The organism is Lactobacillus sp. ESL0260, from assembly GCF_003692935.1.
GTDB classification, from domain to species: Bacteria; Bacillota; Bacilli; order Lactobacillales; family Lactobacillaceae; genus Lactobacillus; species Lactobacillus melliventris.
The window spans coordinates 24,564-38,366 of sequence record NZ_REHO01000013.1 but is presented as its reverse complement, the minus strand read 5'-3'; the positions used below and the strand labels follow the sequence as shown (position 1 = coordinate 38,366).

The 13,803-nt window shown below is 36.8% G+C and carries 19 protein-coding genes, 1 other RNA gene and 1 other annotated feature (1 of these 21 cut by a window edge); all 20 genes read left to right on the top strand.

The window, feature by feature from the left end; all coding sequences use genetic code 11:
* Positions 1-27: a sequence feature (ribosomal protein L10 leader region), on the top strand; it begins 97 nt to the left of the window's first position.
* 38 nt (positions 28-65) lie between these two features.
* Positions 66-575 (top strand): 50S ribosomal protein L10, encoded by a 510-nt coding sequence (gene rplJ, locus F5ESL0260_RS06535; RefSeq protein WP_046325277.1) that lies wholly within the window; start codon positions 66-68, stop codon positions 573-575.
* A 42-nt stretch (positions 576-617) separates the two neighbouring features.
* Complete coding sequence (rplL, locus tag F5ESL0260_RS06530) at positions 618-983, top strand: 50S ribosomal protein L7/L12 (protein ID WP_046325276.1); 366 nt, start codon at positions 618-620, stop codon at positions 981-983.
* Between the two features lie 214 nt (positions 984-1,197).
* Positions 1,198-2,118 (top strand): SLAP domain-containing protein, encoded by a 921-nt coding sequence (locus tag F5ESL0260_RS06525; protein ID WP_122026305.1) that lies wholly within the window; start codon positions 1,198-1,200, stop codon positions 2,116-2,118.
* 154 nt (positions 2,119-2,272) lie between these two features.
* Positions 2,273-2,893: a class I SAM-dependent methyltransferase gene (locus tag F5ESL0260_RS06520; RefSeq protein WP_046325275.1), complete on the top strand. Its 621-nt coding sequence runs from the start codon at positions 2,273-2,275 to the stop codon at positions 2,891-2,893.
* Positions 2,893-3,402 carry a tRNA adenosine(34) deaminase TadA gene (tadA, locus tag F5ESL0260_RS06515; protein ID WP_233557723.1) on the top strand — a complete coding sequence of 170 codons (510 nt, stop codon included), beginning with the start codon at positions 2,893-2,895 and terminating at the stop codon, positions 3,400-3,402. The genes F5ESL0260_RS06520 and tadA overlap by 1 nt, the downstream gene beginning before the upstream one ends.
* A 27-nt stretch (positions 3,403-3,429) precedes the next feature.
* Positions 3,430-3,527: signal recognition particle sRNA small type (gene ffs / locus F5ESL0260_RS06510), an RNA gene on the top strand.
* Positions 3,528-3,581: 54 nt separating this feature from the next.
* On the top strand, positions 3,582-5,387 hold the full coding sequence (dnaX, locus tag F5ESL0260_RS06505; protein WP_122026304.1) for a DNA polymerase III subunit gamma/tau: 1,806 nt from the start codon (positions 3,582-3,584) through the stop codon (positions 5,385-5,387).
* A 19-nt stretch (positions 5,388-5,406) separates the two neighbouring features.
* The gene (locus F5ESL0260_RS06500) at positions 5,407-5,736 is read left to right on the top strand and encodes a YbaB/EbfC family nucleoid-associated protein (RefSeq protein WP_046325272.1); all 330 of its coding nucleotides are present in this window, start codon (positions 5,407-5,409) and stop codon (positions 5,734-5,736) included.
* Positions 5,737-6,336, top strand: a complete 600-nt coding sequence (gene recR, locus F5ESL0260_RS06495; RefSeq protein ID WP_046325271.1) for a recombination mediator RecR — start codon at positions 5,737-5,739, stop codon at positions 6,334-6,336.
* Positions 6,336-6,566 carry a YaaL family protein gene (locus tag F5ESL0260_RS06490; protein WP_122026303.1) on the top strand — a complete coding sequence of 77 codons (231 nt, stop codon included), beginning with the start codon at positions 6,336-6,338 and terminating at the stop codon, positions 6,564-6,566. The genes recR and F5ESL0260_RS06490 overlap by 1 nt, the downstream gene beginning before the upstream one ends.
* 103 nt (positions 6,567-6,669) lie before the next feature.
* Positions 6,670-7,317 (top strand): dTMP kinase, encoded by a 648-nt coding sequence (tmk, locus tag F5ESL0260_RS06485; protein ID WP_122026302.1) that lies wholly within the window; start codon positions 6,670-6,672, stop codon positions 7,315-7,317.
* Between the two features lie 5 nt (positions 7,318-7,322).
* Complete coding sequence (locus tag F5ESL0260_RS06480; RefSeq protein WP_046325268.1) at positions 7,323-7,646, top strand: cyclic-di-AMP receptor; 324 nt, start codon at positions 7,323-7,325, stop codon at positions 7,644-7,646.
* Complete coding sequence (locus F5ESL0260_RS06475; protein WP_122026301.1) at positions 7,646-8,506, top strand: DNA polymerase III subunit delta; 861 nt, start codon at positions 7,646-7,648, stop codon at positions 8,504-8,506. The genes F5ESL0260_RS06480 and F5ESL0260_RS06475 overlap by 1 nt, the downstream gene beginning before the upstream one ends.
* Before the next feature lie 9 nt (positions 8,507-8,515).
* Positions 8,516-8,851 (top strand): DNA replication initiation control protein YabA, encoded by a 336-nt coding sequence (yabA, locus tag F5ESL0260_RS06470; RefSeq protein WP_122026708.1) that lies wholly within the window; start codon positions 8,516-8,518, stop codon positions 8,849-8,851.
* 12 nt (positions 8,852-8,863) lie between these two features.
* Positions 8,864-9,718, top strand: coding sequence for a 16S rRNA (cytidine(1402)-2'-O)-methyltransferase (rsmI, locus tag F5ESL0260_RS06465; RefSeq protein WP_122026300.1), 855 nt, complete (start codon positions 8,864-8,866; stop codon positions 9,716-9,718).
* A gap of 8 nt (positions 9,719-9,726) precedes the next feature.
* Positions 9,727-10,464 carry an acyl-[acyl-carrier-protein] thioesterase gene (locus F5ESL0260_RS06460; RefSeq protein ID WP_122026299.1) on the top strand — a complete coding sequence of 246 codons (738 nt, stop codon included), beginning with the start codon at positions 9,727-9,729 and terminating at the stop codon, positions 10,462-10,464.
* Positions 10,465-10,519: 55 nt separating this feature from the next.
* The gene (locus tag F5ESL0260_RS06455) at positions 10,520-11,038 is read left to right on the top strand and encodes a folate family ECF transporter S component (protein WP_122026298.1); all 519 of its coding nucleotides are present in this window, start codon (positions 10,520-10,522) and stop codon (positions 11,036-11,038) included.
* A 28-nt stretch (positions 11,039-11,066) separates the two neighbouring features.
* The gene (gene tsaB / locus F5ESL0260_RS06450; protein WP_122026297.1) at positions 11,067-11,813 is read left to right on the top strand and encodes a tRNA (adenosine(37)-N6)-threonylcarbamoyltransferase complex dimerization subunit type 1 TsaB; all 747 of its coding nucleotides are present in this window, start codon (positions 11,067-11,069) and stop codon (positions 11,811-11,813) included.
* Positions 11,797-12,348: a ribosomal protein S18-alanine N-acetyltransferase gene (rimI, locus tag F5ESL0260_RS06445; RefSeq protein WP_158593817.1), complete on the top strand. Its 552-nt coding sequence runs from the start codon at positions 11,797-11,799 to the stop codon at positions 12,346-12,348. Before tsaB ends, rimI begins: the two co-directional genes overlap by 17 nt.
* Before the next feature lie 16 nt (positions 12,349-12,364).
* Positions 12,365-13,414: a tRNA (adenosine(37)-N6)-threonylcarbamoyltransferase complex transferase subunit TsaD gene (gene tsaD / locus F5ESL0260_RS06440; protein ID WP_122026707.1), complete on the top strand. Its 1,050-nt coding sequence runs from the start codon at positions 12,365-12,367 to the stop codon at positions 13,412-13,414.
* Positions 13,415-13,803: the final 389 nt, after the last annotated feature.

Sequence of the window (13,803 nt, the reverse complement as noted above, 5' to 3'; positions counted from 1 at the left end):
CTTGGCATGGAGTTTTTATTTGGGCCTGATGGAATTTATTATTAATTTGATGGAGGTGAAATCGAGTGAGTAAAGCTGCTATTGCTGAAAAAGAGAAGTTCGTTGACGCGTTTGCTGAAGAACTTAAAGCTGCAAAAGCAATCTTGGTAATTGATTACCTTGGCTTAACTGTTGAAGAAGTTACTAACATGCGTAAGGAACTTCGTGAAAACGACGTTAACATGAAGGTTGTTAAGAATACTTACTTAAGACGTGCTGCTGCTAAGGCTGGTATTGAAGGCCTTGAAGAGACTTTTGTTGGTCCTACTGCTGTAATTTATACTGATAATGCTGAAGATATTACTGAACCAGCACGTATTGTTTCTAAGTACGAAGATAATTATGATGTTATCGACATTAAGGGTGGTATGCTAGAAGGCAAATTGACTTCTAAAGAAGAAATCAAAGAGCTTGCTGCCATTCCTGGACGCGAAGGTTTACTGTCAATGCTTGTTTCTGTATTACAAGCTCCAGTACGCAATTTCGCATATGCTGTTAAAGCTGTTGCTGATTCAAAAGATGAATCTGCAGAATAAATAATGTAATTTATATCTAAAATTTTGGAGGATAAAATAAGTATGGCTTTAGATACTGATAAGATTATTGAAGACTTAAAAGGTGCTTCAATTCTTGAATTAAATGACCTAGTAAAGGCTATTGAAGATGAATTTGGTGTTTCTGCTGCTGCTCCAGTTGCTGCTGCAGGTGCTGCAGGTGGCGAAGCTGCTGCTAAGACATCATTTGATGTTGAATTGACAGAAGCTGGCCAAGAAAAGGTTAAGGTTATTAAGGCTGTCCGTGATATTACTGGACTTGGCCTTAAGGACTCAAAAGATCTTGTTGATGGCGCTCCTAAGAACGTTAAGGAAGGCGTTTCTGAAGACGAAGCTAATGACATTAAATCTAAGCTTGAAGAAGTTGGCGCTACAGTTACAGTTAAATAATTGTAGTCTAGCTAACCAAGCTAATAAAGGACGTATTTGCGATAAGCAGGTACGTCCTTTTTATATTACCTAATTTGCTATTTTCACTATACTTTTAAGGACTATAACTGTAAATATCACTTTATAAGATAATAAAAAAGATAGCTATTTATTTATAGAATGGTTAGTGCTATTATTGATTTAAAAGTGTACAGAAAAACAAAAGGAGAAGTAAATGAAAAAAATCAGTTATCATAAACTTGTAGCTGCAGTAGTAGCAATCACAAGCATTGCAAGTGGGTTATTTGTTGATTCAAGGATTACTGCAGCTAAGTCAGTTTCAGGCAGTATCGTCTTGAAAGCGCCAGCAGTAAAAAGGGTCAAGGTTAAAAGGAAAGCAAATCTATATAACAATAAAGGGCGCAAGTTAAAGAAAAAATTTTTGAAAAAAGGTAGAAAATTAACTGTTATTAAAAAAGCCAAAAAAATAAGAGGTAAGAAGTTTTATTTTGTGACTAAAAATAAGCTGATTTTGGCCAAAGATGTTACTACTTTAAAAACGAAAGCTAAAAAACCGCAGAACTTGCCAACAAATCCATCTAATACCCAAGATAAAGTAACACCACCAAACTCAACCAATACAGGTACAACTCAGACTGCTAAAAAGAACGCAAAAATTGAAAGCTTTTCTCTTAGTGAATTTAGAGAAGAATTTTTAAAAAAATTGAATGAAGAAAGAGCTCAACGTGGACTTAATGCTGTTAGTGAAGATGATAATCTTGATGAAGTAGTTCAAAATAGAACAAAATTATTGCCTGATAATTTTGCACATGTTGATGCTGCTGGCAATTTCATTTTGAATGATTTCTTTAATAAAGCAGGGGTCAAGCGTCACAGTACAGCAGAATGCTTAGCAATGTTTCCTTGGGGTGTAGACGTGAACCACTCAGACAATAGTTTGCTTGATGCTACGAAAAACGCAAGCAGTGCGCTAGTTGCTGACAATATGATTTACGAATATATCTATAATGATGCTGAATCTAATTGGGGTCACCGTGACATTTTACTCGATCCGAGTGCCAAAACAATTGGTCTGGGTGCAATAGCAGAAAATGAAAGCGAGCAGATATATTCTTCAGTTGGTGTAATTTGTTAATTACTAAACTTAAATAAAAGTTTTAATTATAAAAATAATAAATCTAATTATGTTTTGAAATAGGTTTCTAACATAGTTAGATTTTTATTTTGTTTGCAAAAATACTATTGTCCGCTAAAATTAATTAGATAAGGTTTTAAGAAATGAGCAAATTATGACTGATAAAGAAAATCAAATGTATTTCACTGAAAATCCAACTTCCGCGCATAATGAACGTGTCATTGACTATCAAGTTAATGGGATTGATCTTAAATTTACTACTGATGCAGGAGTTTTTTCCAAAACGCGCGTAGATTACGGTTCAGGTGTCTTAATTAAAGAAATGGCAAACATTGTTTTCCCTCAAAATAACATTCTGGATGTCGGAACTGGTTATGGTCCTATTGGACTGTTTGCAGCCAAATTTTGGCCCGATCAAACTGTAGATATGGTTGATATTAACGAGCGAGGACTGGTTCTGGCAAAAGAAAACGCTGCAGTTAATGGAATAAAAAATGTCAATATTTATAAGTCAGATGTTTACGAAAATGTTTCTGACGAACCAAAATTTGGTTTAATTGTGACTAATCCGCCTATTCGAGCAGGAAAGAGCGTCGTTTCTAATATCTTAAATGGTGCCAAGAGCCACCTTATCCAAAATGGCGTTTTGTTAGCCGTAATTCAGAAGAAGCAGGGAGAACCCAGTGCGCGCAAATTGCTAATTAAAACTTTTGGCAACTGTGTGATATTAAAAAGAGATAAAGGTTACTATGTATTGCAGGCGGTGAATAGGTAATGCCATTTTCAAGCGCTGACAAAAAGAATTTTATGCAACTAGCTTTTAAACAGGCCGAAAAAGCGCAAAGCTTGGGGGAAGTTCCAATTGGCGCCGTAATAATTGCGCCAGATGGGCAAGTTATTGGAGAAGGGTTTAACCGGCGAGAATTAGACCAAGACGCGACGCAACATGCCGAAATGATTGCAATCAGGCAAGCTTGCTCAAAGTTCGGTACCTGGCGTTTAATTGATTGCAGTCTTTTTGTCACCTTAGAACCTTGTCCAATGTGTGCGGGTGCAATTATTAATTCCCGCATTAAAAATGTTTTTTTTGGGGCACTTGATCCTAAAGCTGGTGCAGCTGGCAGCGTGGTTAACCTTTTTGAAATGGCTAAATTTAACCATCATCCTCACGTAATTCGGGGATTATATCGTGAAGAAGCCAGTCAAATGTTGAAAAGCTTTTTCAAAGAGATCAGACAAAAGCAGAAAGCAGCAAAAGACTCTGGTAAAAATTTCGCAAATTAGTGGAAAAATACTGTAAAATAAGGTAATATATCTTATGGGCAATGTTTGACCTCCAAAGCGTGTCAGGACCGGAAGGTAGCAGCACTAAGGTTGCTCGGGCATGTGCCTTTTATTAGATAATTACAAACTCTTAACTCTTTCGCAAGAGTTAAGAGTTTTTTACTAGGGAAGACTGATCAATGGCTTATCAAGCGTTATACCGCAAATGGAGACCGCGCACTTTTGCTAGTGTGATTGGTCAAAATGATATTACGGATACTTTGAAAAATGCAATTAAGCGCGGTACAATCTCCCATGCCTTTTTATTTGCTGGGCCACGTGGTACTGGGAAAACTTCCTGTGCCAAGATCTTTGCTAAAGCTTTGAATTGTACCAACCTGCAAAACGGTGAACCATGTAATAAATGTGCTAATTGCCTGGCAGCTGATAAAGGTGCAATGGCGGATATTATGGAGATTGATGCGGCTTCCAATAATGGTGTTGATGAAATACGCGACATCAGAGATAAAGTAAAATACGCACCAACTCAGGGTAAATACAAAGTATATATCATTGATGAAGTCCATATGTTGTCAATGGGTGCATTCAATGCTTTGCTTAAAACATTAGAAGAACCGCCAGAGCACGTTGTTTTCATCTTAGCTACTACCGAACTGCAAAAAGTGCCGGCAACAATAATATCAAGAACTCAGCGTTACAATTTCAAACGTATCTCTCAAGCTGACCTAGAAAAGCGAATGAAGTATATACTGGAGCAAGAAAAGATCAGTTATGAAGATAAGGCTTTGGCTGTGATTGCTCAGGTAGCTGATGGTGGTATGAGGGATGCTTTGAGTATCTTAGACCAACTGTTGAGTTTTGACAAAAACAAAGTTGAGTATGATTCGGCTCTTGAAATAACTGGATTTGCCGCTAAAGAAAAAATTGAACAGATTTTATTAGCAATATTGAATGAGGATGCAACTAAAGCATTATCTTTAGCACAAACCGAACTTGCTAATGGTGCTAGTACGAAAAATATTTTAGATGAACTTATTGAAATGGCGACTAATGCCTTAATGGTTATTAAAACCAATGACAGTAGCCAGAACCTCTTTTTAAACGATGACTTTATTGAACAGATTAAAGAAGTTGCTCCTGAACGCTATTTTCAATTGATTTCTGCGGCTAATACCGCATTAAATGATTTACGTTATACTAATCAGCAGCAAATTCCGCTAGAAGTATTTGTAGTTGAATGTGCTGGGAAAAAGGCTAGTACGGCGGACTCTAAGAATGTTGTATCAGAGTCTGCCAATTCTAAAAATGCTGACCCGGATTTGATGGAAGAAATAGCAGCGTTAAAGAAGCAAGTTACGGCTTTAACCAAAAAAGTTGCCAGTTTAAGTAAAAAACAAACTAGAAACAGCGATCAGATTTTTCATCTTGATAATGCTGCAAGCGACCGCTTTAATCAAAGTGGTGCGAAAGGTACTAAAACCAAGTCTGTCGCAAAACCCAAAAAAGCAAGTAAAAACAGAAAAAAGGCCAATCAACAAAATCGTAAGCAGGTTTATCATGTGTTAGAAAATGCTACGAAGGATGACCTCACCGCTATCAAAAATGTTTGGCCCGATTTGCAATCTGTTTTGGGTGTTTCGCAAAGAGCTTTGTTAGATGTACTTGAGCCGGTTGCTGCTAGTGCGAATCAAGTAGTAATGAAATGTAAATACACCCTTTGGTTTGAAAAAGCTAGTAAAGATGGCAATTTATTAGATATTTTGACTGAAGAAATTGCTAAATTTACTAAGCATAATTATGAAATAGTGCTAGTACCTGATGAAGATTGGGCCACAGTACGTAAAGAATTTATACAGAAACATGGTAAAGAATTACTTGATAAGCAAAAGCAAAAAGATTCAGAATCAGAACAGGCTGAATCAGATAAGCAGATAGTGGATAAAGCCAAAGAGTTATTTGGTGACACAGTAAATGTTAAAGACTAGAATTTAAGGAGACAAGATAATGAGTAAAAGACCTAATTTTGGTGCCATGGGCGGTATGAATATGCAACAAATGATGAAACAGGCCAAAAAATTGCAAGAGCAAATGGCTCAGGAACAAGAAAATATTACCGCCCAGGAATTTGTGGGCAAATCTGCAGATGATTTAGTTGTAGCTACTTTTAGTGGTGATCGTAAATTAAAAAATATTACCATTAATAAGGATGCAATCGACCCGGATGATCCAGATATGCTGCAAGATTTAGTTATTGATGCCGTTAACAAAGGTCTGCAAGAAATTGATCAAGCTACGCAGCAAAGTTTAGGCAAGTATACGAAGGGTATGATTTAATTGCAATATCCAGCACCGATTGCGCATTTAATTGATTCTTATATGAAATTACCTGGTATTGGTGAAAAAACAGCAACAAGGCTTGCTTTTTATACTCTTGATATGCCAGATGAAGATGTTCACGGCTTTAGTACAGCACTAACAGAGGTAAAAGAAAAGCTTCATCGCTGTTCTATTTGTGGCAACATTACGGAAAAGGATCCGTGCCTAATCTGCAGTAATCCTGAACGAGACCAGTCGACTATTATGGTGGTTGAACAACCTAAAGACGTGATGGCTTTTGAAGACATGGGTGAATATAGTGGTCTATATCATGTTCTGCACGGTGTTTTATCACCAATGGATGGTATTGGGCCAGAAGAAATTAATATTAAGTCACTGATTGTTCGCTTGCAAAAACAGGATGATGTCAAAGAGGTTATTTTAGCTTTAAATTCAACTCCCGAAGGTGAATCAACAGCGATGTATATTAGCAAACTAATTAAGCCTGCTGGAATTAAAGTAACCCGCCTGGCTGCTGGTTTGGCTGTCGGTAGTGATATTGAATATGCTAATTCGATTACTTTAAAAAGAGCGGTACAAGGGAGAACTTCAATCTAATGGCTCGTAATAAAGTTAAAAAAATGGGTGACGAATTACTAATGGCCACAATTGAAGATTTGCAGGAGCAGATTGCTGTTCAAAAAAATCTTGATCCAACGACACTTGATATGTCTGAGGATAACGTGGTATCAGGTAAAATTTTAAGAGCAAAATATTCTTTTTTATATAATGAAGCTCGTCATCGTCATACAAGATTTAGTGGTTTTTCTAATGCGATTTCAGACTAAAAAGTCCTTAGTGAAAGGACTTTTTATTTTGCGCAAAAATTAAAAGTACGTTGGGGTGTTCATATAAAGAGAACTCTTGTAAAATAGAAACATGGAGAGTTTTATGAAAAATTATTTTATCAGTTTCGAAGGACCAGATGGGTCAGGAAAAAGTACAGTTTTAAAGCAGGTTGTAGCTCAAATAGGTCCTAGACTTAAGACACAATATCTAGTAACTAGGGAACCTGGAGGCTCAAAAATTGCAGAAAAAATCCGGCAATTAATTTTGGATCCTGTGAATGAAGAAATGTCCGCTAAAACTGAAGCATTGCTTTATGCAGCGTCTCGCAGCCAACACATGTTTGAAACTGTGATACCGGCTCTTAAAGCTGGTAAGGTAGTTTTCTCTGATCGATTTGTTGATAGTTCACTTGCTTATCAAGGAGCAGGACGAGATTTGGGTATTGCCGCTGTGAAACAGATTAATGATTTTGCCACCAGTAAAATTGAACCTGATCTCACTATTTTTCTCGACGTTAAACCGCAAATTGGCTTAGACAGGATTGCCCAAGAACGAGCTGGTCAAGAAGACCGTTTGGAACAGGAAAAATTAATTTTTCATCAAAAAGTTTACCGGGGCTATCAAGAAGTAAATCAAGCTTATCCTAAAAGAATAGTGGTAGTTAATGCAAATAAACCACTCAATTTGGTTGTAGAGGATTGTGTTAAAATAATTGCAAACCGATTACCAGCAGATTTGTTAAAGGACTGATTAAGATGAAATTAATAGTTGCAATTGTTCAAAAAGAAGATGCTAACCGTTTGCAGCGTACCTTTGTTAAAGAGAGTATTCGCGCAACTAAACTTGCTACAACAGGTGGATTTCTTAGTGAAGGTAATACGACCTTTCTTATCGGTATAGATGATAAGCATGTTAAACAAGTTTTGCGTATTATCAAGGATGAATCCAAATCACGTGAAGAATATATGAATCCGAATATGGTAATGACAGGCTTTGATATTAGTAGTCAACCGATAAAAATTACAGTTGGTGGGGCTACTTGCTTTGTCTTGCCTGTTGAAGAATTTAAGCAATTCTAATGTCTGTCAATATTAAGGAAGCGGGCCAGAAGCAAACTGAACTTTTGCGTCAGGCATTTGAACAAAATAAACTGGCGCACAGTTACTTATTCGTTGATGCTAATGAAATTCAGGCTTTAAATACAGCCTATTGGTTAGCCTGTCTTTTTAATTGTAGTGGTAGTAAAAAACCAGATGGTACTTGTCAGAACTGCCGGCAGATTATTTCAGGCAATCACCCGGATGTTTTGCTGGTAAAGCCCGAAGGCAAGCAAACTTTGGGCATCGATCAAGTGCGCATTTTAAAAGAAGAATTGGCTAAAAGTCCGGTTCAAAGCAGTGTCCGTTTCTTTTTTATTAATGAAGCACAAAAGTTAACTTTGCCTGCAGCTAATGCTTTGCTTAATTTACTAGAAGAGCCTATTGCACCTGTCGTTACAATTTTAATCACCAATAATACTGATCAAATTTTGCCAACAATTCGGTCACGTACTCAGATTATTAATTTTGCGAATAATGACAAAGAGAATGGTAAAAGTGCGGAATTATTAGCAAATGGCTTCAGTCCCAGTGAAGTTAGCGAGCTGGAAGATACAACTAAATTAGATAAAGATACTAAATATTTTTACCAAGAGATGATTGAGCACAATTCATTAGCACTTGTCAGTGCGCACCAGTTGGCAGAAATAGCAAGAAGCAAAAGTGAACAAAATTATATTCTCTTTTTACTTAAGAAATGGGCACAAGAGGATTTAGACAATAGTCATCAAGATGATGGAGCAAGAATGCTAAAGTATTTGCTTGAAATTGATAAGATGCAGTACAGCAATGTTAGTTTTCGTAATTTACTTGATTTTCTTGCTTTGCAGTGGAAACGGTAGGTGTTCGTGGTGGATTCATATTCAAAGTTGGAGCAGCTTCACGATTCGATGGTCAGCATGACCAAAACAATCGAAAGTTTAGAGAATAGTATTTTAGAGACTTTAAAAGAAAATACTGAATTAAAAGTAGAGAATCAATTGCTGCGCGAAAAAATGGACAAAATGAATAATGTCCACAATAGTACCGTAAAAACTCAAAGTGGCCTTGAATCTTTGCGGCAAATTTACAGCTCAGGTTATCATATTTGCAATATGTACTATGGCTCTCACCGTGATCCTAATACAGACTGCATGTTTTGCCTGGATATTCTTGATAATTTCGGTGAAAAAAAGAAGAAACATTAAAGGACTGATCAAATGCAGAGGCAAAGTAGTTATGCCCAAGAAAATGGTAAGCTTTATCTAGTGCCAACTCCGATTGGTAATTTGGAAGACATTACAATTAGAGCAAAAAAAGTTTTACAGGAAGCTGATTATATCGCAGCTGAAGATACCAGAACAAGTGGCATCCTACTTGAAAAAATTGGGGTCCATAATCATATGCTTTCCTTTCATAAGTATAATTCAAAGGAAAGAGCGCCCGAATTGATTAAATTAATGACGAAGGGTGCAGTTATCGCAGAAATTAGTGACGCTGGAATGCCCGTCATTTCTGATCCGGGTTATATTTTAGTCCAAGAGTGTATCAAGAATAATATTCCAGTTGTCCCTTTACCAGGTGCTTCCGCCTTTACTACTGCCTTGATTGCCTCTGGCTTTGATGCTCAGCCATTTACTTATTATGGCTTTTTACCGCGGAAAAAGAGTGAGCAAAAATCCTTTTTTGAACAAATGAATAAAGCACGCGCAACTTCTGTTTTTTATGAAGCACCACATAGATTAGTTAAGACTCTTAATAATATGGCAGAAATATTGGATTCTGAGCGGCAAATTGTTGTAGCCAGAGAACTGACTAAGATTCACGAGGAGTTTGTTCGTGGTACAATCAGTGAAGTTACTACTTATTTTGAGCAAAATGCGCCGAGAGGTGAATTTGTGATTTTGGTTTCACCAAATACCAAGCAAGCTGAAAAATTATCTTGGACTGCACTAATTGCGTTAGTAGAGAAGTTGGTTGCTAAAGGAAAAAGCAAAAAAATGGCAATTAAGGAGATTGCTCAGGAAAATCACGTTTCAAAAAATGAGTTATATGAACGTTATCATCAAAAGTAGGTGAAATTATGAAGTACAGTGAAAAACATATTGTAAATTTTTATGAATGTGATGAAAATAAAAATTTAAAATTACCTGCGATGATTGATTTGATGATGAGTGTTTCGGAGCATCAATTAGATTCAGGTAATGGTAGTACTAACGCCTTGACCAAAAGGGGATTAGGTTGGGTCGTGACGCAATATCATATGGAAATTGCCCGCCTGCCCCATCCAAATGAAGAAATTATACTTACAACTGAGCCATTTGGCTATAACCGTTTTTTGGAATATAGAAATTATGTATTTACCGATCAGACTGGAAATGAGTTGATAACAGTAAAAAGTGAATGGGTTTTATTTGATTTAAAGACCCGCAAATTAGTATCAACTGATAAAGAAATGATGGCTGAATTGGGAATACCCCTCTTGAAAAAGCTGCCTCGTTTTCCAAGACTGCGGGTCCAGGAAAATTACGAGAAAAAACGGCAGTATCGCGTACGCTATGATGATTTGGATACCAACCATCACATGACTAATGGGCACTATTTTAATTGGTTTCTTGATACGCTTGACCGCGATTTTTTAAAAAATCATATTGTCAAGACTATCGATATTAAATTTAACCTTGAAGTCCGTTATGCCCAAACACCATATGCATGTGTAAGTGTAATTGAAGACGGAGACATTATAAAATCATTTCATGCGATTGCAGACGATGATAAAAATGATAAAGCTGTTTGTGAACTAACTTGGCGCAAAATATAATATAATTATTTTTTGTGTTCTAACACAATTTAATTAAAGAAAGAAAGTGCTGCAAATGACTATTAAAGAACTATTCAAGGTCGAATTGCGTGATCTTGTACTCTTAGGAATTATTGTCGCAATGAAGATTATTCTTAGTCGTTTCACAGTTGGATCAGCTGTTGTTCATGTAAGTTTGGGTTTCATCGGAAGCGTGATGCTGGGATACTTATTTGGACCTATATGGGGCAGCGTTGGCGGTGGAATCAGTGATTTGGTTTCATCGGCTCTATTTGGTAATCAAGGGGGCTTTTTTATCGGCTTTACCCTGAGTGCAATGATTGGTCCGTTTATTTATGGCTTAGTTTTTTATCAAAAGCCAGTCAAAATTTGGCGGATTATTTTGGCAACTTTATTAGTGACAGTTGTTGTTAATATCGGCTTAAATACACTTTGGGTTCACCTTTTATATGGCATTGACTATTCCGTTGCACTTATTCAAAGAATTCCGAAGGAAGCCATTACCCCCTGGGTGGAAATGATTGTTAGTTATTTTGTTTTAAACGCAATTTCAAGGGTTAGGATTAACAGGTAATTTTCGAAAAGAGTAAAAATATTTTAGAATGAAAATTTTGAGTATGTCGACCGCGACAAATAATTTAAGTGTGGCTTTAAATGATGGTGCTAAAGTAATTATGGAAAAGAATGAATTTGATCAGCGTAATCATAGCGCACATTTGGACCCATTAATTGCCGAAATTTTAAAAGAAAATGATCTAAGTTTGGCAGAAATCGATCGTTTTGCCGTTGCAATTGGACCAGGGTCATACACCGGATTACGGATTGGTGTAACGACAGTAAAAATGTTTGCCAGCATTTTACATAAAGAGGTCGTAGGCATTTCTACTTTACAAGCACTGGCTGCTAGTTGTGCAGAAGAAGGTACTTTAATAGTGGCTGGGATTGATGCTCGTAATGATAATTACTTTGCGGGCGCTTATGTCAATAAGGAAGATGATTGGGGTCCTGAATGTGTAATACCTGATGGGCACTATCATATTGACACACTTTTAAACGCAGTAGCAGAATATTGTGCAGATAACAACTTGGAAAATGTTATTTATGTTGGTTCTGGCTTTGAAAAACAAAAAGAGACTATCAAAAAGATAAATATTCCCTTTAATTTTGGGACAGAAAAACAGAATATTGTTCATGCCGGCTTAATAGGTAAGCTGGCTGTGAATGCTCAACCCGATGATCCTGACCAGTTGTTGCCAAACTATTTACGGCGCACACAAGCTGAAATTGATTGGCATAAAAAGACCGGAGAAGCATATAAACCTGATAGTAACTATGTGGAAGAAGTTTAAGTGTTTCTGGCATTTTTTATTTGTGGCGCAAAAGAAAAAGTTTGTTAACCTTACTCCAGAAAAATTCATTATCAATCACTCTATCCTGGATATTAGACAAGCGCAAATTGAAGACATTTCTGCGATCTTGTTACTTGAGCAAAGTTTATATCAAGGAGAGGAGCCTTGGAGCGGCGCAATTTTTCAAACTGAATTGGGCAAAAAGAATTCACTCTATTTACTCGTATTGCAGTCGCAATTAGTGGTAGGGCTAATTGGTGTCCGCATTGATATTAAGAAAGCGCATATTACCAATTTAATGGTTGATTCAGCTTGGCAAAAAAGAGGCATAGGTACTTATTTAATTAGAAAAGTAATTGAAGTTGCCCAAGAAAAAGGCTGTGAGGAACTTAGCCTGGAAGTAAGAGAGGATAATTTGAATGCTCAAAATTTATATCAAAAATTTGGTTTTGTTACAACTTTCGTCTGGCCCAATTATTATCAGGACTCCCGGCAAAACGCGCTTAATATGGTACTTAAATTGGTAGATGATTGAAAGAAAGGAAATAGAAGTGGTACATAAAAAAGATATCCGGATTTTGGCTTTTGAAAGTTCTTGTGATGAGACTTCGGCTTCTGTTGTCAAAAATGGCAGAGAAGTTGAAAGCTTGATAGTAGCAACTCAAATTAAAAGTCACCAGCGTTTTGGAGGAGTCGTTCCCGAAGTAGCTAGTCGCCACCACATTGAAGTGATTACGCAAATTACCAAGGAAGCTTTAAGTGAGGCAAAAGCAACTTGGAATGATATCAATGCTATTGCCGTAACTTATGGACCGGGTTTAGTCGGAGCCCTGTTAATCGGTGTTAGTGCCGCAAAAGCTGCTTCAATGGCTACAGGTATCCCACTAATTGGTGTCGATCATATTATGGGTCACATTATGGCAGCACAATTAAAAGAAGAGATTACTTATCCGGCTCTTGCACTGCAAGTTTCTGGTGGTCACACTGAAATAGTTTTACTTAAAGACCCGACTCATTTTGAAATAGTTGGTGATACTAGGGATGACGCGGCAGGAGAAGCTTATGATAAGATTGGCCGAGTTTTAGGAGTTAATTATCCAGCTGGTAAGACAATAGATGAATGGGCTCACCAGGGGCAGGATACCTTTAATTTTCCCCGGGCAATGATTAAAGAAGATGATTACGACTTTTCTTTTTCAGGGCTAAAAAGTGCATTCATTAATACTTGTCATCATGCCGAACAAATTAACCAAAAATTAAATAAATACGACTTAGCCGCCAGCTTTCAGGCTGCAGTGATTGATGTTTTAGCAACTAAAACAATTAGGGCGATTAAGCAGTATCAGCCGCAGACTTTCATCATGGGGGGTGGTGTAGCCGCTAACCATGGTTTACGGGACAGAATGAATAGTGAAATAGCAAGTTTACCGCAAAATATTCAGCCCAAAGTCATTTTGCCTGATTTAAAGCTTTGCGGTGACAATGCTGCGATGATTGGTGCAGCGGCCTACAATTTGTATCAAGAAGGAAAATTTGCTGATCTAACTTTAGATGCTGATGCATCATTAGAATTACCTTACGCATCAGAAATGCTGCAATAAAATAAATAATATCAGGATCAAGACAAAATCCCTACGAAAGAAAGCGTTGAATTCAACGTCTTTTTATTGTTCTTGAAATAGTTTTTCCAGACTCTTTTTTATCATTATGTGTTTTGAGCCCAAGTATTTTAAACATTATATTTATGTATCAATTACTAAATGATCAGAGTATACAAAATGACAGCTGGTGAATAGCTACAGTATCGGATTGCAAGAACTTTTAGACAGTAGTATTAAGAAATAAAAAATGTCACATATGTTTTTAAAAAGTCATATGTGACATTTTTTAATTTAGTTTTCCTACCTGAATATAATAAAGTCAAACAGGTAAGGGAGAAAATCAAATGGTTAGTTTATTTCATTCATTGATGATCCTAGCTGTTAGCATA